This is a genomic window from Aquisphaera insulae (assembly GCF_011064615.1).
GTDB classification, from domain to species: domain Bacteria; phylum Planctomycetota; class Planctomycetia; order Isosphaerales; family Isosphaeraceae; genus Aquisphaera; species Aquisphaera insulae.
In genome coordinates, this window is the sequence record NZ_JAALJH010000026.1 from 1 (window position 1) to 18,294 (window position 18,294).

Here is an 18,294-nt window from a genome sequence, read left to right on the forward strand (position 1 = left end):
CGGACCTCCTGAGAGATGAAGAGTTTACGTCATTCGAGACGTTGCCGGATAGCCTCTGAGACCAGTACTTCAGATCAGCTACTCGACCGCCGTCCCTGAGCCGAGTGCTCTTCTCCTCGCCAGCGTCGGCTTCGTCAGCCTGGCGGTTTTTCACCAATGTGGTCAGGGGAAGGCGACGGGCCGGGTCGCCCCGGGGGATTGCTCCCCCGAGGCTCCCACAGATCCGTACGTGCACTTTCGTGCATACGGCTCCTCAGATCATGAACTCGCTGCTCGACGGTACGTGGAGTGGATCGGGATCGGCGGCGGGAGCGGGTAGCGCTCCAGGAGCCGAGCGAAATCCGTCCAGGTCATGGCCCCGTCCCGACGCTGCCGGGAGAGCCATCGTCTCCAGATGTGTGTGGCCAATCGCCGGAACAAGCTCAGGGCGGTTGAATTGCCCGTGATCCCGTAGTAGGCGAAATGGCCGCGCAGTTTCTGGCTCAGCGTATGGTGCTGTTCCTCGAGCGGTAGATGTCGGTTTTGCCGGCACCATTCCGCGATCGCGGCCAGCCCCCGGCTGAGGCGACTTCGTGCGGTCCTCCTCTTCACTACTGGGTTCCCGCGCAGAGATCGCGACCAGAAGTGCGTGAACCCGAGGAAGTCAAACGTCCCAGGGGCCTGCTCTCCCGACCCGACCTCTCGCGCGGCGCGGTCGGGCCGCTCGAACGGCACCAATCGCGTCTTATCCGGGTGGACCGTCAGTCCGTACTTGGCGAATCGCTTGGGGAGCACTTCCAGGACTCGCCTGGCGTCAGACCCATGGGTGAACCCCATGACGAAGTCGTCGGCGTAGCGAACCAGGAAGGCCCTCCCGCGAAGGCGGGGCTTGACCTCACGCTCGAACCATTCGTCCAGCACGTAGTGCAGGAACAGGTTCGCGAGCAAGGGTGACACCACACCCCCTTGCGGCGACCCCGATTCCGGATGCGTAACGCATCCGTCCTCGACGACCCCCGCGTTGAGCCATTTGCCGATCAGTCGCAGTAATACACCGTCTCGCACCCGTCGCTTGAGGAACTCCCGGAGATGGCCGTGGTCGATCGTGTCGAAGAATTTTCGGATGTCCACGTCCAGGATCCAGCCCCCTCTCATGTCCATCGCCTGACGCCAGATGGCGTCCAGGGCCTGGTGCGCCGACCGGCCCGGTCGGAAGCCGTACGAGCAATCCAAGAAGTCCTGCTCGTAAATGGCTTCCAAAACCATGACCACCGCCCGTTGAAGCACCTTGTCTTCGAAGGTCGGAATCCCCAGCGGCCTGGTCTCGGTAGCCGAACCGGCCTTGGGGATGTAGGTCCGTCGCACCGGGGGCGCCACGTACGTGCCGGACTTGGCTCGGTCCAGCAGCAACCTGAGGTTGCCCATCAGGTTCGCCGCATAGTCCTCGCCGGTCTGTCCGTCCACGCCGGGGGCGCCGTCCTTACGGGTCCGCTGGTACGCCTGGTGAAGCCAGGCGACATCGATGTGATGAGCCAGGGACGTGAACCCCATCTCGGGGCTCTTTCGAGCGAGTTCCGCGATCCGTTGTCGTTTCGTGGACACGTCCACGGGTTTCAATGCACCCGCCATGTTTCCCTCCAACGGTGTCGTGATCCGACGCCCCCTTCCCTCCGCGGGGTCCCTTCGGTGTGGTTCCCCCGCCTCGTCGGTACTATGAGGCGCTCCGAATCCCCGCCGCCCGTCTCGGCCCGCTTCGTTACCTTCGCGAGCCCGATACCATCGCTTCGCCCGTATTTCGCTCCCCTCGGTCGTGGGCGTCCCGCCGGGGGCCTGGGAGTTTGGTCATCCGGTCTCCCGATCCGGAGTCTTCGATGGAGACGTCGGGGTCTCTCAAGTTCCCGGGGAACCCTGATGACCGTTGCCCGTGCTCTTCGACCCCGGCGGGACCGGATGCGCCTGATGGGACCAGGTGCGGCGACATCCGACGCGGCCCCCGCCAATGTCCACGACGAGGGCTCCTCACATCTCTCGTTTTCGGGGCTCAATCACACGACCTTCGGCCTGGCTGTCTACGCTTCGCAGGATGGGTTACCCCATCGCCACGCAAGACTCGCTTCTGGCTGCTGGCCCGGCTCTGCCAGGCGGGATTGGCTACCCGCAGGATTCCAGCGAAAGGTTTCTGATTTCGAGATCTTTCTCCTTTCCACGGGCTTAACTTGACGCAAGGACATCGCGATTGCTCGCAGATCTCTGGGCAACATGGGCAGGGTCAGATTCGAGGATGACGAGGGATCATCACTCAGGGCCACCTTCGATTGAGAAGCCCACTCACTACTCTTTGGGGGGGATGCCGACCGGCGCTCACCAGCACGCGGGCTTGTGGAATGTACCGTGCGTATCCTTCATCGTGGGCGGAAACTGACGGGCTGAGAGGTCGGCATCCTGGATGACCAGCGGCGAGCTGCCACCATGCGGGCTGACGGCCTTCCTCAACGTCATGCTTGGTCCTCTGCCGGGCCTCGTCAAGGCCAGAGGGGTCATCAAGGCCAAAGGGGTTAGGACCATTCTACATTTGTAACTTTGGGGGCATGGTTGGTCTTTTCGACCCCACCCCCCCAAACCCAGCTCCTGATCTCACCAGATTCAAACTGACAGGACTATAATTGCACGTCAGTCAGATTGTCACCTGCATGCCATTGGTGCGCATCGCTCTGGCGTACACGGGTCTTCTGCCAGGGCACTCGAGGCATGGCTTGTTGCGGGACTAGAACAGGGGCGAAGGATGGAGAATGAAATGAAGGAGAGCCCCGTGGCCGGTGAAAGCGGCTGCATCTTTCCCGAAATCCGAGGCATGGAGACGCCCCTGCTTTTGATGGATCTGCGAGTCGTCGGCCGAAACGTCGAGCTCCTCCGCAACGCATTCCCGGACGTGGATATCTGGTATGCACTCAAGAGTAATCCCGACGAGCGAGTCGTCTCATGCCTCGCGACATTAGGCGTCGGGTTCGAGGTCGCGTCGGCCAGTGAGTTGCGAGCCGTGCTCGGTCTCGGAATCCCGTCCGACCGCATCGTATGCCTGCACACCATCAAGTCCCCGGCTTTTGTCCGCCTGTTGCATGACAGCGGAATCTCAGTTATGGCCGTCGATTGCCGCGAAGAGGTCCAGAAGCTCGCGACGATCGCACCGAGAAGCCGGGTCGTCGTAAGACTCGAAACGGACGGACATGGGAGTCGAGTCCGCCTCGGCGGGAAGTTCGGCTGCGCGCCGGATGAAGTGGTTGAGCTGGCCCGTCTCGCTCGCCGAAGCGGGCTAGAGTCGGCAGGGGTGACCATGCACGTCGGCTCTCAATGCGAGGCGATCGCCACCTGGTTGGGCGCATTGAATCTCTGCCGGGCCGTCTGTGAGCGGCTCGCCGAGGTTGGCGCTCCACCCGAGATCATCAGCCTCGGAGGCGGTTTGCCCGTTCCTTACACCACCTCGGTCCCGCCACTGGCCGCGATCGGAGGCCTCGTCCGGGATGCCGCAATCCAGCGTTGCGGCACCGCGGGCTGTCGCGTCACCTTCGAGCCTGGTCGGTCCATCGCTGCAACCGCTGGAACACTCGTCACTTCGGTGATCGGAACCGCCACTCGCGGCGGCGAGCGCTGGGTGTACCTTGACGCCGGAATCTACCAAGGGCTCTTCGAATGGCTCCCCGCCGCTGGCGGTTTCGCCATGCCGATCGTGGCGGACCACGGGGAAAGGCCCTTCCAGCGATGCCGGCTCGCCGGGCCCACGTGCGACAGCCTGGACGTCCTGCCCGGTGAGTTCAACCTCCCCGAGCTGCGGACGGGCGATCGCCTGGCGTTTCGATTCGCGGGAGCATACTCGACATCGGTCTCGACGACGTTCAATGGCTTCGATCCGCCACGGGTCGTTCTCGTCGGAACGGGAGGAGATTCGCGGGATGGCTGATCCGGACGCTGAGGACTCATACCGGGCCTTCGAGCCGCGGGATTACCTGAGGCAATATTACTCGCGGCCGCAGCTCGCCGCCGATGATGCCCGGCTGTTCCGATCCCTCTGTGACTGGTTGAGGCGAACCGGCCGCGTGTTCCCGACCGCGCTGGACCTGGGGTGCGGTCCGACCATCCACAACACCTTCGCAATCGCCCCGTACGCCCTTCAGATCGATCTGGCGGACTATCTGCCTGCGAACCTCGGCGAAGTACGCAAGTGGCTCAACGAGGCTCCGGATGCGCACGACTGGGATGCGCTATTTCGAGACGTGCTGACCTGCGAGGGGGCCTCAACCGCGGAACTGGAGCGAAGGAAAGCCCTCTATCGCTCGCGGGTTTCCGCGCTACTCCCTTGCGACCTCCGATGCCCCAACCCCCTCGGATGGCCGGCGAGATACGACCTGGTCACCTCCTTCTTCTGCCCGGAATGCGTGGCAAAGGACCGGGACGAATGGGGGATGGTCATGAGCAGGGTCCTGGGACTCGTGCGCCCCGGAGGGGCTGTGTACTTCGCGGCTGTCGGGGATGCTCACCGGTATGCCGTCCTGGGTCGTTGGTTCCCTTGCACGCCGGTGAGGGAGCAGGATTTTCGAGAAGTACTCGTCCGGCACAACTTCGACGCCTCATCCATTGCGGCCCAGGCCGTCCCCGCTCCCGATTGGGTTGAGGATGGTTTCGACCACATCATCCTTGTCAACGCGACCAGAGGGCAGAGCAGATGAGCGAGGCGTTTGGGCGGGTTCGCTCCTATACCGAATGGGATCCCCTCGAAGAAGTGGTCGTCGGGAGGGCCGTTCACGCCCGGATCGCCAGGCCGGATCGGGGCCTCTTCGCGGTCGAATACCGGAGCTACGGCAGCATCGATCGAATCCCGTCAGGCCCGTATCCGGACCATGTGATCGCGGAAACGGAAGAAGATCTCGAGATCCTGATCGAGACGTTCCTGAAACTCGGCGTGGTCGTCCGACGTCCCGATGTCTGGGACCATGCGCGAACATATCGTTCGCCCGATTTTGAAACGGACGGGCAATACAGTTATTGCCCACGAGACCTGTTCGTCGTCGCCGGCGACTGGCTCATCGAGGCGCCGATGACGCTGCGATGCCGACAGTACGAGACGCTTCCGTTCAAGCCTCTGCTCATGGATTACCTCCGCGGCGGGGCCCGGTGGGTATCCGCTCCCCGGCCGCGATTGGCCGACGACACCTACTGCCTCGACGGCTCGCATCCGCACGCCCTGACGGAGGCCGAACCGATCTTCGACGCGGCCAATCTGCTCCGGCTGGGCCGCGACATCCTCTATCTGGTCTCGGTCTCGGGCAACCGGCTGGGGGCACATTGGCTGCAATCCATCCTCGGCCCGGACTTCCGCGTCCGCGTCTACGACGGGATTTATGGTGGCACCCACGTCGACACCACGATCACCCCGGTTCGGCCGGGGCTGGTCGTCGTGAACGGAGAGAGGGTAGGGCCGCACAACCTCCCCGACGTGTTCCATGGGTGGGACGTCGTGTACCTCAAGGATGTCGTGGACATCGGCTTCACGGGCACCTCGTATGCGTCCAAATGGATTGGGATCAATTTCCTGATGGTTCGTCCCGAACTGGCGATCGTGGACCCAGTTCAGAAATCGCTCGTGAAAGAGCTGGAACGACGCGGGATCGAGATCGTCCCATTGCGGCTGAGGCACGCACGGACGCTCGGCGGCGGATTCCATTGCGTCACCTTGGATGTCCGCCGCAAGGGTGGACCTGAGACATACTGTCGTCCGGCGGGCTCTCCTCAGTGATGAGATCCACAGCCTGGGGCCTCTCGATCCTGGTTTGGTACTCACTGCTGGTAGGTAGTGCCGTCCTCGGTGCCGTCGGCGACATACTCCTCTTCCAGTGGGCCAAGCGGCCGAACGGGTGGGCACTTTCGGCCGGATTTCTGATATGGATCTCCTGCCTCGTGCTGATGGCAATCATGTTTCGTCTCAGTACTTTGTCATTCGGCCCTGCCATCGTCCTGTTCGTGGTGATCCACCTGATCATCGACCTTCTCTGGGATGCGATCGTCCTTGAATCCGTCCTGACCCCTGCGCAGTGGGTCGGGGTCGCACTGGCCGTGGCGGCCATTCTCCTGCTGCAATTCGGCAGAAACTCCCCTTGAGGTCGTCCAACTCAATCGAGTGCGCCTTGAGGCCCGGACGAGCGTCGTGAACACGCTGACGCGGACCTACCCCCGTCTCCGGCTTGCTCGACTCCATCGTCCGCCTCGTCCATCCCGCCGCCCCGCAGACTGCCTGAACGCCACCCAGTCGCCAATCCATCACGAACGGTTCGTACGAAACCCGTGTTTCTGGCGAACTGCCGTTTTCTCTCCACGATCAAGTTACCCGAAGCCTGCGCAACGCTCGAAGACGAGGGAAGGGGCAGGCCCCTCCAGATAGGAAGTCGGCGGCTCGGGAACCGTTGTTCTCATCGCGAGCGATCAAGGATGTCACGCGGGTTGCAGTTCGACCGCCCCGCGAGGCGAAAAGCCCCTGCTTGAGGGGATTGCCTTTCGCCATGAAAAGAGCAAGAATACCCGCACGTCAATTCACGCTTTTCAAGGCATCGACAGGACAGGCTCGCCAGCGCGGGGTATGACTGATCCGCCGGCAGAGACCGGCGACGAGCACGTTCTGCCTCCGGGGCCCTTCCGCATCGCCTCGTGTCAGTCCCCATCAACCCCGGAAGCTCACCTCAACCGAGCGGCGCCCCGGTCTGTCCGTCGACGGAGAACCCGAGATGCTGATCAAGGACCTGGCCACCAAGATGTACATCGCGTGCGAGCCCTACAGCGGAGAGTATCAGCGCGTCCTGAAGACGCAGAACGCCTACTGGTGTCGCGACGGGAACATCAAAAAACCCGGATATCCCCACGTGACGATCGATTGGGGGGATAACGGGAACCATGAACTCGACGAGTTTCACGTCACGTTTCGGTTCGGGTTGGAGAGCGCCTACAACTTCCACGTCTACTTGAAGATGACCACTCAGGGCATCCAGGTCGTCCGCGACAACCAGGCCGACCTGACCCGCAGTCTCGTCAGCAAGGACTTCCCGTCCGACAACTGGTTTGCCAAGGACGACCCGGACACCGCGTCGGCCAAGGCCAACCTCAAGGGCGATCTGACCGAGTCCATGAAACACGCGAAGACGATCGCCGTGGCCTTCGGGACGCAATTCTACTACGGCGCGACCAACGCCGCCTGCCAGGAGTTCTTCCAGAAGGCCACCGTCGTGACCAACTCGCTTCCTCCCAAGTCTCCCTACCACTTTTAACCGATCCGCTCCCGATCGCGAGTCTCCCGTCCGGTTCCGGTGTCCTCTTGATCCGTGACTTCCGTGCCATCCGTGGTAGGGCCTCTTCTTCTCCAATCAATGTCCCCGCCGCTGCTGATCCTCCCGGAAGAGCCGGAAGAACGTGCGGATGTCGACGAGCTCGAACCGGTCCTCGGGGTGCCGCTTTCGCAATTCCTCGACGCAGCGGATCACGTCGGCGGGGGTGACCCAGACGACGCGGTTGAGGAAGAAGGCCGGGGCGCCGGCGGGGCGTTTGGCGAGGCGTGCGTGGATCATGTCGGCGGCGCCGGCGGACTGGGTGAAGTCCCAGGGCTCGCTGATCAGCTCGGTCACCGGCATCCCCTTCCACAGTTGCGGCGCCGGCGGCTTGCCTCCCTTGCCGTGGAGGTCCATGACGATCGTCGCGAAGCCGTCGGGGGAGAACTCGCGGAAGGCGTCCTTGACGGCGGGCGACGGTTGATCCCAGTCCAGGACCATCGGCGCGATCGTCATGCCGGCCTCGCGGAAGAGGCGGCGGTTGTGCTCGACGAACAACGGCAACTGGTCGGGCCGGATGCGGTTCGGGTTCATGTAGCCCGCGGCGCTCGCGTCGCTCGTGAACGTGTCGTTGGGCGTGGCCGTGGCGTAGTAGTGGGCGATGATGTCGGGGTAGGTCTCCAGGAGGTTGGGATTGATCCCCCAGGCCAGCGGCAGCTTGCCGCGTTCGGGCGCATCCCAGCGCGGGGGGAGGATCTCGTAGAGGGGCATCGTCGAGTCGTAATCGGCCATGAAGAACGCGAGGTACGACGTGTTCGAGAGCGAGAGCGGCTTCCCGCTCGCCGCCGGCTGCTGGCGGAGCGGCTTCCGCGGGGCCTGGCTGTGCAACGACTGGTTGAAGCAGTCGCCGGTGACCGTGTTCTGGTAGCCATTGTAGGGCGAGATCAGCCAGACGGTCTCCCACTCGGTCGGCACCGGGTCGTGTGCGCTCGGATGGCCCGGGACGTTGCTGTACTTGTGGAACGCGAAGAAGCCCGAGAGCTCCGTCAGCTCCTTGCCGCCGGCGTTCCGGAAGACGGTCTCGAGGATCATCCGGTAGGTTTCCAGGTCCGTGCCGAGTGTCTGGGACGTGTCGTCGGCCGGGGGCTCGTCGCCCCACGGGGAAAGATCGAGGACGAATGCCCGGTTGGCCACGGCCCAGTCGCGCGTGACCACGTCGCCGATCTTCCCGGCGGCACGCGTCACGGCCGCGTCCTCGTCCAGGAAGAGGCGATGATTCGAGCACTTCCCGGGTGCGAGGTACTCGCGGATCGCCCAGCGGTAGGCGTCGTTCTTGCGGCTCCCCGTCTCCTTGCCGTCGAACATCCCGCGGAGGTCGCGGATGACCTTCAGCTTCCAGCGCGACAGGTTCGCCGCCGCCAGCTCCGGGCTCAGGACGACGGCGTCCTCGACCCCCGCGATCGTGGTCGCGACGTTCACGGTCGCCGGCACGTTCGGATCCCAGATCACGGCCCCGCGGAGGTCATCCCCGGCCAACTTCACCAGCGCGTCCAGGCCGCTTGCCTCTTCGAGGCGGCGCCCGGCCAGCCACCCGCCGTCCTTCCGGAACAGGTCGAGCCAGTATTTCGGCCTCGGATTGGCGGCCGACAGCACGTAGAGCTTCGGCCCCCTGCGGTTCACGATCCCCTGGATCGAGGCCGTCGCCATGGCCTCATCGTACGAGGCCGCGTCGGCCTTCGCCGAGAGCGTGCAGGCGACCAGGGGCGCCTCTTCCCCGCGCGGGGGGGCGGCGGTCGCGACGCCGATCGACCAGCCGAAGGCGCAGGCGAACATCACGAGAGTGGAAAGGCGGGCAGGCATGGCAGGTACGCCTCGGGATCAGGGAGGAGAGCTTGGCGGGATAACCGATGCTCCCCGTCCCGGCGGCCGAGGTCAAGCCGTTACCGCCTCGATCCCGGGCTCGTCAGATCATCCAGTCCGGGACGTAGACGTTGCGGCGCCCCTCGTTTTCCTTCATCAGGTCGGAGAAGGTGGTCTGGTCGACCACGTCGGAGATGGCCTGGCGGACGCGGCCCCAGAATCCAAAGAAGGGGCAGTGGCCGGGGTACTCGCACTCCTTCGGGCGAGAGACGCTCACGCAATCCACCGGCGCGATCGGGCCGTCGATGAACCGGATCACCTCGCCGATCTTCAGCCGGTCGGGCGCCTTGGCCAGGAAATAGCCCCCCTCGACGCCGCGCCGGCTGTTCACATACCCGCCCCCCTTCAACTGGCTCAGGATCGCCTCCAGGAACTTGATCGGGATGTGCTGCCGCTCGGCGATCTCGCTGGCCTTAAGGGGGGTCGAATCCGCATGCTCCGCCAGCGCATAGAGCGCCCGGAGGGCGTAATAACACTTTGCCGAGACGGTCATGGGGCGACTCTTGCGGTGGGATGGGAAGAGACAGACCTGCGCCGCCGGCCCCGCGGGAAGCGCCCCGGGGCGACTCGCACTCGCCACGGCCCTCGAACGCTCAAGGCCGTCAAAATCATTCTTGATCGATATTACGGACTTTCAAGCCACGACGCCATCCTGGCGAACCGACGGACGACCCGGCCGCATCGATCGGGCGTGGAGGGGTCGCCTGCGCCCCCTCGGACCTGGGCCCGATCCGGCCTGCTCCAGACGCCTTCGCTCTGCGCGATCCGCCGCGGCGACCGACAAGCTCTGCCCATAGCGCGGATGCCCCGAGCGTCCAGGCGATCATCCCAAGCAACTGCCCCGTCGTCCCCTTCGAGGAGGACAGGAAGCCGACGCAGAACCAGAGCCCGGCCGGCATCTGGAGGGCGAAGAGCGGGAAGCTCGCCTCGGAGGCCCGGGCGAAGATGGGGGCCGAAAGCCCGCGCGCCAGGAGCCCTCGGCCCCGCGCCAGGTCCGTGATGACCAGCAGCAGGGCCGGGGCGAGCAAACCGTGCCGCAGCGGGACGTAAGGGATCGCCGGCGTGAGTGCCAGGAAGCCGAGGATCCCGACCGCCACGAGGTCCCCGGCGGAAAACGTCGCCGCGCCGGCGGCCGGCGTCCGAACCGTGATCTCGCCCCGATCGACCCCCAGCCCGAACCAGCGCCCGAGCGCCACCCCGGCGAGGAACTGCGGCAGCCAGCTCAGGGGGTGGAATCGAAGGACCGTCAGCCAGGTCCCGCCCAGGTCGATCGATCGGACCGTCCAACCATCTCCATAGGGGTTCAGGACCAGGTAAAGCGCCGGAGGGAGCCACGAGAGGAACCCCAGCACCAGAGCCAGGGCCAGGAGCCTGGATCGGTCCATCCCGGTCGTCAGTCGGCCCGCGAGGGGGAAGATCGCATAGAACGCGGCAAACGCGGAAAGTGCCCAGGCCGGCGCATTCCACCAGAGCGCGAACGGCGGGAACCACGCCTGGACCAGGGCAAGGCTCGCGCTGACCCCTCCGGCAAGCTCCAGAGGCGTCGGGTGCTTCGCCGTGAATGGCAGGAGGGCCGGCGCCGGCACCAGCAGGATCAGGGACAGGAAATAGAGCGGATAGAGCCTGGCGAATCGCCCCTTCCAGAACTGTTTCGCCGGGCACCGAAGTCGCCCCCCCGGGTCGAGATAGGCATACGCCATCAAGAACCCGGAGAGCTCGAAGAAGAAGCCCGTCGAGATGTACCCCCTCCCCATCAAGCGCGCCAGCGGCCCCGGCAGAGCCTCGAGCACTCCGAAGGTGAGCAGCCCCGCATCGTGCGCCTGCTTGACGTGGAAGAGATAGATGTGCACGGCGGCAAAGATCCGCACGCCGGAAAGGGCGGGCAGTTTCGGCCGTCGCGACTCCTCCCCCTTCTGGGCCACTTCAGTCCCCATTTCTTCCCCCCGCTCAGAGACGGAACGACTCTCCCCGAGACAATTTATACTAATCCTATCGTATTTATAGGGCATTCTCTTGACCGTAGTCCTCTGACGCCGATTTTCGATGTCCTTGCCGAGAAGGCTCTTGACTAATCCATATTCTGCCGATAGGAATAATATACATTGCCACGAGGGACCTGCGAGTGGCGGGTCCTGGGCCGCGAACGCAAGCGGCCGGTGGCGTGTCAGGGAGTGGTCCACGAGATCGCCGCGAGACAGAGGTCAATCCAGCAGGAAGTCCTTGAATGAACGCCAATCCGGACACTTCGACGAACGGTCCCGCGCGGATGACCGCGCGAGAGGACGACTTTCACGAAGCGAGGCTGTGGAGTCGAGCCAGGCGGAACCTGACGCTCCTCTACGCGGGCCGTCCGGGTTGCTGTGCGTCGTCCCATTGCCGCGGGGCCGGAGAGGGGGATCACGTCTGCGGATCGGAGCCGTCTCGGGGATCGGCCCCGTGGCCGGCCGGGGCGGGTTGTCCGGCCGGTTGAGTCCGGCCGGCCCTTGCTCACCCCCGAAGACCTTTCCCCGGAGCCTTTGAAGACATGATCACGGTTACCGCGCCGACGGGCAATGTCGGCCGACATCTGCTCGAGCGGCTGGCCTCGTCGGGCCGGGCGCTGACGATCCTCGCGAGGCGGCCGGAGCGGCTACCCCGGTATCTGCACGAATCGGAGATCGTCCGCCGGGCCTGTTCGGAGGACGCGGGGGCGATGATCCGCGCGACTGAGGGGACGGACGTCCTTTTCTGGGTATCGCCTTCCAACCCGACGGCGGCGAATGTACGGGCCTGGTATGGACGGCTCGCCGAGTCGGTGCTGCGGGCGGTGCGGGTCAACCGCATCCCGCGGGTCGTCAACCTGTCCAGCGTCGGGGCGGGCTGGGCCGATGGGCTCGGGCCGATCTCGGGGCTGAACCAGGTCGAGCGGGCGCTCGATGAAACGGGTGCGGACGTGACCCACTTCCGGCCCGGCTTCTTCATGGAGAACTTCCTCGGCCAGATCGGCTCGTTGCGGGGTGAAGGAGAGCTCCCGTGGCTCTACCCCGGGAGTCTGCGATTCCCGATGATCGCCGCGTGCGACATCGCGGACGCGGCCGCCCGCCGGCTCCTCGACCCCCGCTGGTCGGGCCGCTCGGTCCAGGCCCTGCATGGCCCGGCCGACCTTTCACTGGACGCGGCCGTCGGAGCGCTCGGGGCGATCCTCGGCCGCCGCCTGAAGAACGTCCAGATCTCCGCCGATGCATATCGCCGCCAGGCGCTGGCCGCGGGCCTCTCGCAGGACTTCGCGGACAGCTACGTGCAGATGTGCGAGGCGATTGGCGTCCTCGGCTGGTCCCGACTGGGCGAGCCGCGGACTCCCGAAACCACGACGAACACAACCCTCGGCGCGTGGGCGAGCCAGGTCCTGATCCCGCTGGTCAGGGCCGCGTGACCCGATGGCCTCGCCCCATGTCTCCGCGTCGAAACGCCGCGGCGTGCGGACCTCGCACGACCCATTTCTCGCACGCCGCGGCGAGTTTCACCTCCGGTTCGATCCGACTTCGCCCAGCGTCGCAGCCAGTCGCTCCGCGGCGGCCTCGCCCGACTTGATGCATTGCGGGACGCCCACGCCGTGGTAGGCATTGCCGGCCAGGGCCATCCCCGGCAGGGCCTCGAGCCGCGCCTCGATCGAGCGGACGAGGTCGGTGTGGCCCAGCTCGTATTGCGGCATGACTTCCGGCCAGCGACGGACCTGGCCCAGGATCGGCTCGCCCCGAATGCCGAGCAGCCGGCCCAGCTCTTCCGCCGCGACCGCGAGGAGCTCGGGATCGTCCCGCTCGAGGATCGACGCCCGGAAAGCACCGCCCAGGAAGGCCCGCAGCAGGACCATGCCGTCCGGGGAGCGGCCCGCGAACTTCACGCTCGAGAAGCTGCCGGAGAGGACCTGGAGCTTCTCAACTTCGGGGACGACGAAACCGAAGCCGTCCAGTCGGTGGGCGACCTGATCGCGCCGGTATCCCAGCGAGACGACCGCGCAGGACGTCGAGCGGATCCGACCGAGGTCGGAGCCGAGGGACGCGTCGATCGCGGACAGGAGCCGGGCGGCCTCGCGGGCCGGCGTCGCCACGATCAGGGCGGCCGCCCGAAGGCTATCCTCCCCCGCGATGTCGATCCACCAGCCGTCGGACATCCGCCGGATGCCCTCGACCGCGGCCCCGCAGCGCACCGAGCCTGGCGGCAGGCGGCGGACAACCGCCTCGACCAGGCTCGCCATCCCGTCGCGAAGCCCGGCGAACATCCCGTAGCGAGCGCCGCTCCCCGCGGCCCCCTTGGTGCGGCCGGCCCGTTCTCGGATCGCGGCCCGGATCAGGCTGCCGTGAGTCCGCTCCATCTCGCGGAACCTCGGCATCGTCGCCTCGACGCTCAGGAGCTCCGGATCGCCCGTGTACATGCCGCCGACCAGAGGCTGGATCAGGCGCTCGTAGGCGCCCTGGCCGAACCGTCGGCGGGCGAAGGACGCCAGGCTCTCATCGGCCGCGTCCGATCGTCGAATCAGGACATCCATCCCCATCCGCAGCTTGGCCCAGGGGCTCAGGATCGGGGTCGTGACCATCGGCCAGAGCCGGGACGGGGCCATCACCATCAGGCCGTCGGGGATCGGCACCAGCCGCCCGCGGCTGACCACGAACGCCCGCCGGTGCGCCGGATCGGTCGGGATCAGGGCATCCTCGAGGCCCACCCGGCGGCAAAGGCTGAGCGCATCCGGCAGGGCGGTCAGGAAGCTATCCGCGCTCTCCTCGATCAGGAAGCCGCGATCCCGTATCGTGCCGAGCACGCCCCCCGGGCGCGCAGCCGACTCCAGGACGCGAACCTCGACGTCGGGTGCCAGCTCCCTCAGCCGATGCGCCGCGGCAAGGCCCGTGATTCCCCCGCCGATGACCGCCACCACGGCCCCGGATCGAGACCGATCCTCCGACGCAACCCCTTGATCCAATGCCACTTCCAATTCTCACTCCGATCTCGCCACTCGCCGTTCCAGCCCTTCGGACCGTTGACACGCGTGGGCGCCTCTCTTATTCTGGACATTCATGTCCACTGTCGTCAAGGACGGCCGTGGCATCCTCAAAGGCGGGGTGAAGACGATGAGCGGCCCGAGTGCGGCGATCTTGCATGGGCGAGGGATGGGGAAGTTCGCGGAGCGGGATTTCGCGATCAGTCCGATGATCGTCTTCTACGAGCTGACACGGGCGTGCGACCTCGTCTGCCGCCACTGCCGGGCGTGCGCCCAGCCGCAGTCGGATCCGAACGAGTTGACGACGGACCTCTCGAAGCGGCTCATCGATCAGCTCGCGAGCTTCCCGGTGCAGCCGATGCTGGTGCTGACCGGCGGCGACCCGCTCAAGCGGGCCGACATCTTCGAGCTGGTCCGCTACTCGGCGGACACGGGGATGGAGACGGCAATCACCCCGTCGCCGACGCCCCTGGTGACCGCCGAGGCGATCGCCCGGCTGAAGGAGGCCGGGATCGCCCGGATGGCCGTGAGCATCGACGGCGCGGATGCGGCGACGCACGACGCGATGCGCGGGGTGGCCGGAAGCTTCGAGCAGACGCAGCGGATCATGCGGGATGCCAGAGCGCTCGGCATCCCGGTCCAGGTCAACACGACTCTGAACCCGGCGAACCTCGATCAGATCGAAGCCATCGCCGACATGCTCGCACAGCACGGGATCGTCCTCTGGTCGGTCTTCCTGATCGTCCCGGTCGGCCGGGCCACCGCGGACCTCCGCCTGACCGGCGAGCAGTACGAGCGTGCGTTCGCCCGGCTTTATGCCCAGTCGCGGAAGCAGCCGTACGGGATCAAGACGACGGAGGGGATGCATTACCGGCGGTTCGTCGCCCAGCAGCGGGTGAAGGCCCGACGGGACGGAGCGGGCGAGGCGCCGGCGATGGGGGGGCATCCGCACGGTCGCGGCGGTCACGGCGGCTCGTCGCCCCAGTTCCTGACGACCGGGGTGAACGACGGCAAGGGGGTCATGTTCGTCAGCCACACCGGGCTCGTCCATCCCAGCGGCTTCATGCCGCTCGTCTGCGGGATGTTCCCGTTCAACAACGTGGTGGACGTCTACCAGAACGCCCCGATCTTCCAGCGGCTCCGGCAGCCGGACACCTTCGACGGCAAGTGCGGCTATTGCGATTACCGCAACCTCTGCGGCGGCAGCCGGGCCCGGGCCTTCAACGTCACGGGCAACCCCTACGCGGCGGAGCCGGACTGCGTCTATCAGCCCGCCTTGCCATCCGGCGCGCCCAGCCTCACTCGCGCGTAGCCGATCGCGTTCGGGACGCCCGCCCGCTCGCCCAGCATGTCGAGCGTCCACGACGGCGGCGAGCCTGCCCGCGGCGTGGCCGTGAAGAAGTTCGTGAAGGGACGTCCCAGCGGGATCTTCGCGGGCCTTCCGAGCTTCCCGCCGGGCAGGATCTCGACGATTCGATTCTCGAGCGTCCGACGACCGTCCGGCCCGGCTGCATTGATCCGGTGGACCACGAAGAGGCGGTCGTCGGGGGTGACGTGGAACCGATGGCCGGAACCGGAGACGCCCGCGGCCTCGCCGGGCTCCTCGGCGACGGCCTGGCGGAGGATGAGCTTGCCGTCGCGAACCACGCCATGGTTCAGCGATTCACTCTGCTTCGCCTCGGGGAAGAACTTCGCCCGCAGCCGTTCGTCGATCGCGCGCTCGGTCCAGAGCAGGTGGACGTCGCCCCCCGGCGCGACCCAGAGGTCGCACGGCCAGACGTGGCCGCGGGTCGCGTCGCGGTTGGCGATCTCGACCCAGCCCGCGAACGGTGCGGACGCGATGTCGGGCGTCCACGAATAGAAGAGCCGGCAGAAGACGTAGTCCCATTCCCTCCCGGTCAGCTCGCGTTTGTAGGCTCGCCAGGCGTCGTTCGGCTCGAAGATGTCCCCCACGCCGAAGAAGAAGGCCGAGCGGTTGCGCAGGGCCACGTTCGGGTAGCAGAGGCGGAGGGGTGTCGGTTTCTTTCCGCCCTCCATCGTGGGCCACCGGAGTTGTCCGCTGGCGCTCCACGCGCCGTCGTGGTCGCGGAAGGTCCATTCGGCGTGGGCGTAGTCGATGTTCTGAAGCAGCAGGAGCTCCGCCCCCGGCCCGTCCGCGACGAAGCTCCGATAGGAGTGCTCGGTGAAGGCCGGCGAGCCCTTCCAGGCCGGCGCCAGCGATTTCGGCGGGCCGTCGGGCTCTCCGGCCTGGAACTGGAGCACATCCGGCCGCGCCGGGCCGGCGCCGGATTTCGAACCCTGGTTCAGGGTCGGATTCACGGAGAGGAAGACGCGACCGTCCGCGAAGGCGGCCATCGGCGACGGCTCGCGGGTGCGACCCTCGTCATCGGCCCGGACGCGCCTCCAGCCGCCTGCGTCGCGCGTAAAGAGCACCCAGCGGCAGTTGTTCAGCGGCTCCGCGCCGGGGATCGTCTCGAGCCCGCTGGCGAAGAGCCTGTCGCCGGAGCGGACCAGCGTCGTCGAGCCGGCGCACCACATCGGCCCGGCCCCGTTGCGGGCATCGGTGTACGTGTAGACGTTCTCCTCAACCTCGACGATCGGCGTGACGTCGCCGGCCGAGGCGGCGGCGACTCCGGCCAGGAAGCCAAGGACAGTCAACAGCGCGAAGGGTGCGGATTCCTGGAGGCGGATCATGGGGTTTCCTCATCGTCCTGAGGCGGCTTCGACGGCGATCTCGCCCTCTTATCAGCGAGGGGCCACGCGTGCAAGGATCCTGTAGGTCGCGGCGTGCGGATTCGCGGCGTCGGCCGGCCACTCTTCCCGATAGAGGACCTCCCAGCGATCGACGTCGAGCAGCGGCTCGGGGAAGGAGACGTCGCCCGTGAAATCCCCCTCGACCACGGTCAGGTAGACCTTCGCAACCCGCGGCAGGAACTCGCGATAGACCTCGGCCCCGCCGACGATCATGGCCTCACCATCCTGGCCCGCCGCGACGCGGGCCAGGTCCAGGGCCTCGTCGACGTTACCGGCCGCGACACATCCCGCCGCCACCTGGTCCGGATGCCGAGTCAGGACGATGTTGGCCCGCCCCGGCAGGGCGCGGCCGATCGACGCATGAGTCCGGCGGCCCATGATGATCGGCCTGCCCATGGTGATCTTCCTGAAGTTCCTCAGGTCGCGCGAGAGGTGCCAGGGCAGGGCCCCCGCGCGGCCGATCAGGCCGGTCCGGCTCATCGCGACCACGATCGACAGCGTCATGCCCCGCCCCGATTCCGTTCGAGTGACTAGACGGCGACCTCTCCCCGAAGCGCCGGATGCGACCGATAGCCGACCAGGCGGATCTGCTCCCGCGACACCGATTCGAGGTCGCGGAGCCCCGGGTCGATCTCGATCCGCGGCAACGGCAGCGGCTCGCGAGCGAGCTGCTCGTCGACCTGGTCCAGGTGATTCGTGTATATATGGGCATCGCCGAACGTGTGGATGAAGTCGCCGGCCTCCAGCCCCGTCACCCTGGCGACCAGATGGGTGAGCAGCGCATAGCTGGCGATGTTGAACGGCACGCCCAGGAACAGGTCGGCCGACCGCTGATAGAGCTGGCAAGAGAGCCGGCCCTCGGTCACGCTGAACTGGAACATCGTGTGGCACGGCGGCAGGGCCATGTCCTCGATCTCGGCCGGGTTCCAGGCCGAGACGACCAGGCGGCGGCCGACCGACGCGGTCGGATCCGCGATCACGGCCCGGATGCCCGCGACGACGTTGGCGATCTGGTCGATGGGCTCGCACCCCGGCCCGCACCACGATCGCCACTGCTTGCCATAAACCGGGCCGAGCTCGCCGTCCTCGTCGGCCCACTCGTCCCAGATCTTGACCCCGTGCTCCTTCAGGTAGGCGATGTTGGTGGAGCCGCGGAGGAACCAGATCAGCTCATGCGCGATGGCGCCGAAGGCGACCTTCTTGGTCGTGACCAGCGGGAAGCCGTCGGCCAGGTCGAAGCGGATCTGCCGGCCGAAGACGCTGAGCGCGTCGATCTTCTCGCCCGTCGAACGGAGCACCGCCCGGGTCGGCTTTCGCACGCCGTGCCGGCGAACATCGCGGAGGAGGTCGAGATAGGCTCGCATC

At 66.3% G+C, this 18,294-nt stretch carries 16 protein-coding genes; 7 read left to right on the forward strand and 9 right to left on the reverse strand.

Annotated elements, in window-relative coordinates:
• Positions 1–258: 258 nt before the first annotated feature.
• Together ltrA and G6O54_RS15705 are read right to left on the reverse strand one after the other, a co-directional pair.
• On the reverse strand, positions 259–1,608 hold the full coding sequence (ltrA, locus tag G6O54_RS15700) for a group II intron reverse transcriptase/maturase (protein WP_205678830.1): 1,350 nt from the start codon (positions 1,606–1,608) through the stop codon (positions 259–261).
• A 732-nt stretch (positions 1,609–2,340) separates the two neighbouring features.
• Positions 2,341–2,478 (reverse strand): hypothetical protein, encoded by a 138-nt coding sequence (locus tag G6O54_RS15705; protein WP_165226598.1) that lies wholly within the window; start codon positions 2,476–2,478, stop codon positions 2,341–2,343.
• A gap of 295 nt (positions 2,479–2,773) precedes the next feature.
• Between G6O54_RS15705 and G6O54_RS15710 the strand changes: the two genes are divergently transcribed.
• The 5 genes from G6O54_RS15710 to G6O54_RS15730 all read left to right on the forward strand — a co-directional run bounded on the left by G6O54_RS15710 (position 2,774) and on the right by G6O54_RS15730 (position 7,286).
• Complete coding sequence (locus G6O54_RS15710; RefSeq protein WP_165226599.1) at positions 2,774–3,934, forward strand: type III PLP-dependent enzyme; 1,161 nt, start codon at positions 2,774–2,776, stop codon at positions 3,932–3,934.
• Positions 3,927–4,700, forward strand: a complete 774-nt coding sequence (gene gntF / locus G6O54_RS15715) for a guanitoxin biosynthesis pre-guanitoxin forming N-methyltransferase GntF (protein WP_165226600.1) — start codon at positions 3,927–3,929, stop codon at positions 4,698–4,700. The genes G6O54_RS15710 and gntF overlap by 8 nt, the downstream gene beginning before the upstream one ends.
• Complete coding sequence (locus tag G6O54_RS15720; protein WP_165226601.1) at positions 4,697–5,767, forward strand: inosamine-phosphate amidinotransferase 1; 1,071 nt, start codon at positions 4,697–4,699, stop codon at positions 5,765–5,767. Before gntF ends, G6O54_RS15720 begins: the two co-directional genes overlap by 4 nt.
• Positions 5,767–6,129 carry a hypothetical protein gene (locus tag G6O54_RS15725; RefSeq protein ID WP_165226602.1) on the forward strand — a complete coding sequence of 121 codons (363 nt, stop codon included), beginning with the start codon at positions 5,767–5,769 and terminating at the stop codon, positions 6,127–6,129. The genes G6O54_RS15720 and G6O54_RS15725 overlap by 1 nt, the downstream gene beginning before the upstream one ends.
• Positions 6,130–6,749: 620 nt before the next feature.
• Positions 6,750–7,286, forward strand: a complete 537-nt coding sequence (locus tag G6O54_RS15730; RefSeq protein ID WP_165226603.1) for a hypothetical protein — start codon at positions 6,750–6,752, stop codon at positions 7,284–7,286.
• Between the two features lie 96 nt (positions 7,287–7,382).
• Here G6O54_RS15730 and G6O54_RS15735 read toward each other — a convergent pair whose 3' ends face one another.
• The 3 genes from G6O54_RS15735 to G6O54_RS15745 all read right to left on the reverse strand — a co-directional run bounded on the left by G6O54_RS15735 (position 7,383) and on the right by G6O54_RS15745 (position 11,137).
• Positions 7,383–9,143: a GxGYxYP domain-containing protein gene (locus G6O54_RS15735; RefSeq protein ID WP_165226604.1), complete on the reverse strand. Its 1,761-nt coding sequence runs from the start codon at positions 9,141–9,143 to the stop codon at positions 7,383–7,385.
• A 103-nt stretch (positions 9,144–9,246) separates the two neighbouring features.
• On the reverse strand, positions 9,247–9,696 hold the full coding sequence (locus G6O54_RS15740; RefSeq protein WP_165226605.1) for an RrF2 family transcriptional regulator: 450 nt from the start codon (positions 9,694–9,696) through the stop codon (positions 9,247–9,249).
• Positions 9,697–9,811: 115 nt separating this feature from the next.
• Positions 9,812–11,137: an acyltransferase family protein gene (locus G6O54_RS15745; protein WP_165226606.1), complete on the reverse strand. Its 1,326-nt coding sequence runs from the start codon at positions 11,135–11,137 to the stop codon at positions 9,812–9,814.
• Positions 11,138–11,727: 590 nt separating this feature from the next.
• Here G6O54_RS15745 and G6O54_RS15750 point away from each other — a divergent pair.
• Complete coding sequence (locus G6O54_RS15750) at positions 11,728–12,615, forward strand: NAD(P)H-binding protein (protein WP_165226607.1); 888 nt, start codon at positions 11,728–11,730, stop codon at positions 12,613–12,615.
• Positions 12,616–12,702: 87 nt separating this feature from the next.
• Here G6O54_RS15750 and hemG read toward each other — a convergent pair whose 3' ends face one another.
• The gene (gene hemG, locus G6O54_RS15755) at positions 12,703–14,163 is read right to left on the reverse strand and encodes a protoporphyrinogen oxidase (protein ID WP_250846920.1); all 1,461 of its coding nucleotides are present in this window, start codon (positions 14,161–14,163) and stop codon (positions 12,703–12,705) included.
• Positions 14,164–14,251: 88 nt separating this feature from the next.
• Here hemG and G6O54_RS15760 point away from each other — a divergent pair, with 88 nt between their 5' ends.
• Positions 14,252–15,487, forward strand: a complete 1,236-nt coding sequence (locus G6O54_RS15760) for a TIGR04053 family radical SAM/SPASM domain-containing protein (RefSeq protein WP_205678835.1) — start codon at positions 14,252–14,254, stop codon at positions 15,485–15,487.
• Here G6O54_RS15760 and G6O54_RS15765 read toward each other — a convergent pair.
• The 3 genes from G6O54_RS15765 to G6O54_RS15775 are packed head-to-tail and all read right to left on the reverse strand — an operon-like array spanning position 15,442 to position 18,293.
• Complete coding sequence (locus tag G6O54_RS15765) at positions 15,442–16,869, reverse strand: hypothetical protein (RefSeq protein ID WP_165226608.1); 1,428 nt, start codon at positions 16,867–16,869, stop codon at positions 15,442–15,444. The two genes, G6O54_RS15760 and G6O54_RS15765, sit on opposite strands and share 46 nt — an antisense overlap.
• Positions 16,870–16,920: 51 nt before the next feature.
• Positions 16,921–17,433, reverse strand: a complete 513-nt coding sequence (locus G6O54_RS15770; RefSeq protein WP_165226609.1) for a dihydrofolate reductase — start codon at positions 17,431–17,433, stop codon at positions 16,921–16,923.
• A gap of 26 nt (positions 17,434–17,459) precedes the next feature.
• Positions 17,460–18,293, reverse strand: coding sequence for a thymidylate synthase (locus tag G6O54_RS15775; RefSeq protein WP_165226610.1), 834 nt, complete (start codon positions 18,291–18,293; stop codon positions 17,460–17,462).
• Between the last annotated feature and the right edge of the window lies 1 nt (position 18,294).

What these genes read in the sequence shown, in the direction of transcription:
- G6O54_RS15730 (WP_165226603.1), top strand. Translation starts at nt 6,750, where the DNA reads ATGCTGATCAAGGACCTGGCCACCAAGATGTACATCGCGTGCGAGCCC.
- G6O54_RS15750 (WP_165226607.1), top strand. Translation starts at nt 11,728, where the DNA reads ATGATCACGGTTACCGCGCCGACGGGCAATGTCGGCCGACATCTGCTC.
- gntF (WP_165226600.1), top strand. Translation starts at nt 3,927, where the DNA reads ATGGCTGATCCGGACGCTGAGGACTCATACCGGGCCTTCGAGCCGCGG.
- G6O54_RS15735 (WP_165226604.1), bottom strand. Translation starts at nt 9,143, where the DNA reads ATGCCTGCCCGCCTTTCCACTCTCGTGATGTTCGCCTGCGCCTTCGGC.
- ltrA (WP_205678830.1), bottom strand. Translation starts at nt 1,608, where the DNA reads ATGGCGGGTGCATTGAAACCCGTGGACGTGTCCACGAAACGACAACGG.
- G6O54_RS15775 (WP_165226610.1), bottom strand. Translation starts at nt 18,293, where the DNA reads ATGCGAGCCTATCTCGACCTCCTCCGCGATGTTCGCCGGCACGGCGTG.
- G6O54_RS15725 (WP_165226602.1), top strand. Translation starts at nt 5,767, where the DNA reads ATGAGATCCACAGCCTGGGGCCTCTCGATCCTGGTTTGGTACTCACTG.
- G6O54_RS15770 (WP_165226609.1), bottom strand. Translation starts at nt 17,433, where the DNA reads ATGACGCTGTCGATCGTGGTCGCGATGAGCCGGACCGGCCTGATCGGC.
- G6O54_RS15760 (WP_205678835.1), top strand. Translation starts at nt 14,252, where the DNA reads ATGTCCACTGTCGTCAAGGACGGCCGTGGCATCCTCAAAGGCGGGGTG.
- G6O54_RS15705 (WP_165226598.1), bottom strand. Translation starts at nt 2,478, where the DNA reads ATGACGTTGAGGAAGGCCGTCAGCCCGCATGGTGGCAGCTCGCCGCTG.
- G6O54_RS15745 (WP_165226606.1), bottom strand. Translation starts at nt 11,137, where the DNA reads ATGGGGACTGAAGTGGCCCAGAAGGGGGAGGAGTCGCGACGGCCGAAA.
- G6O54_RS15765 (WP_165226608.1), bottom strand. Translation starts at nt 16,869, where the DNA reads ATGATCCGCCTCCAGGAATCCGCACCCTTCGCGCTGTTGACTGTCCTT.
- G6O54_RS15720 (WP_165226601.1), top strand. Translation starts at nt 4,697, where the DNA reads ATGAGCGAGGCGTTTGGGCGGGTTCGCTCCTATACCGAATGGGATCCC.
- G6O54_RS15740 (WP_165226605.1), bottom strand. Translation starts at nt 9,696, where the DNA reads ATGACCGTCTCGGCAAAGTGTTATTACGCCCTCCGGGCGCTCTATGCG.
- G6O54_RS15710 (WP_165226599.1), top strand. Translation starts at nt 2,774, where the DNA reads ATGAAGGAGAGCCCCGTGGCCGGTGAAAGCGGCTGCATCTTTCCCGAA.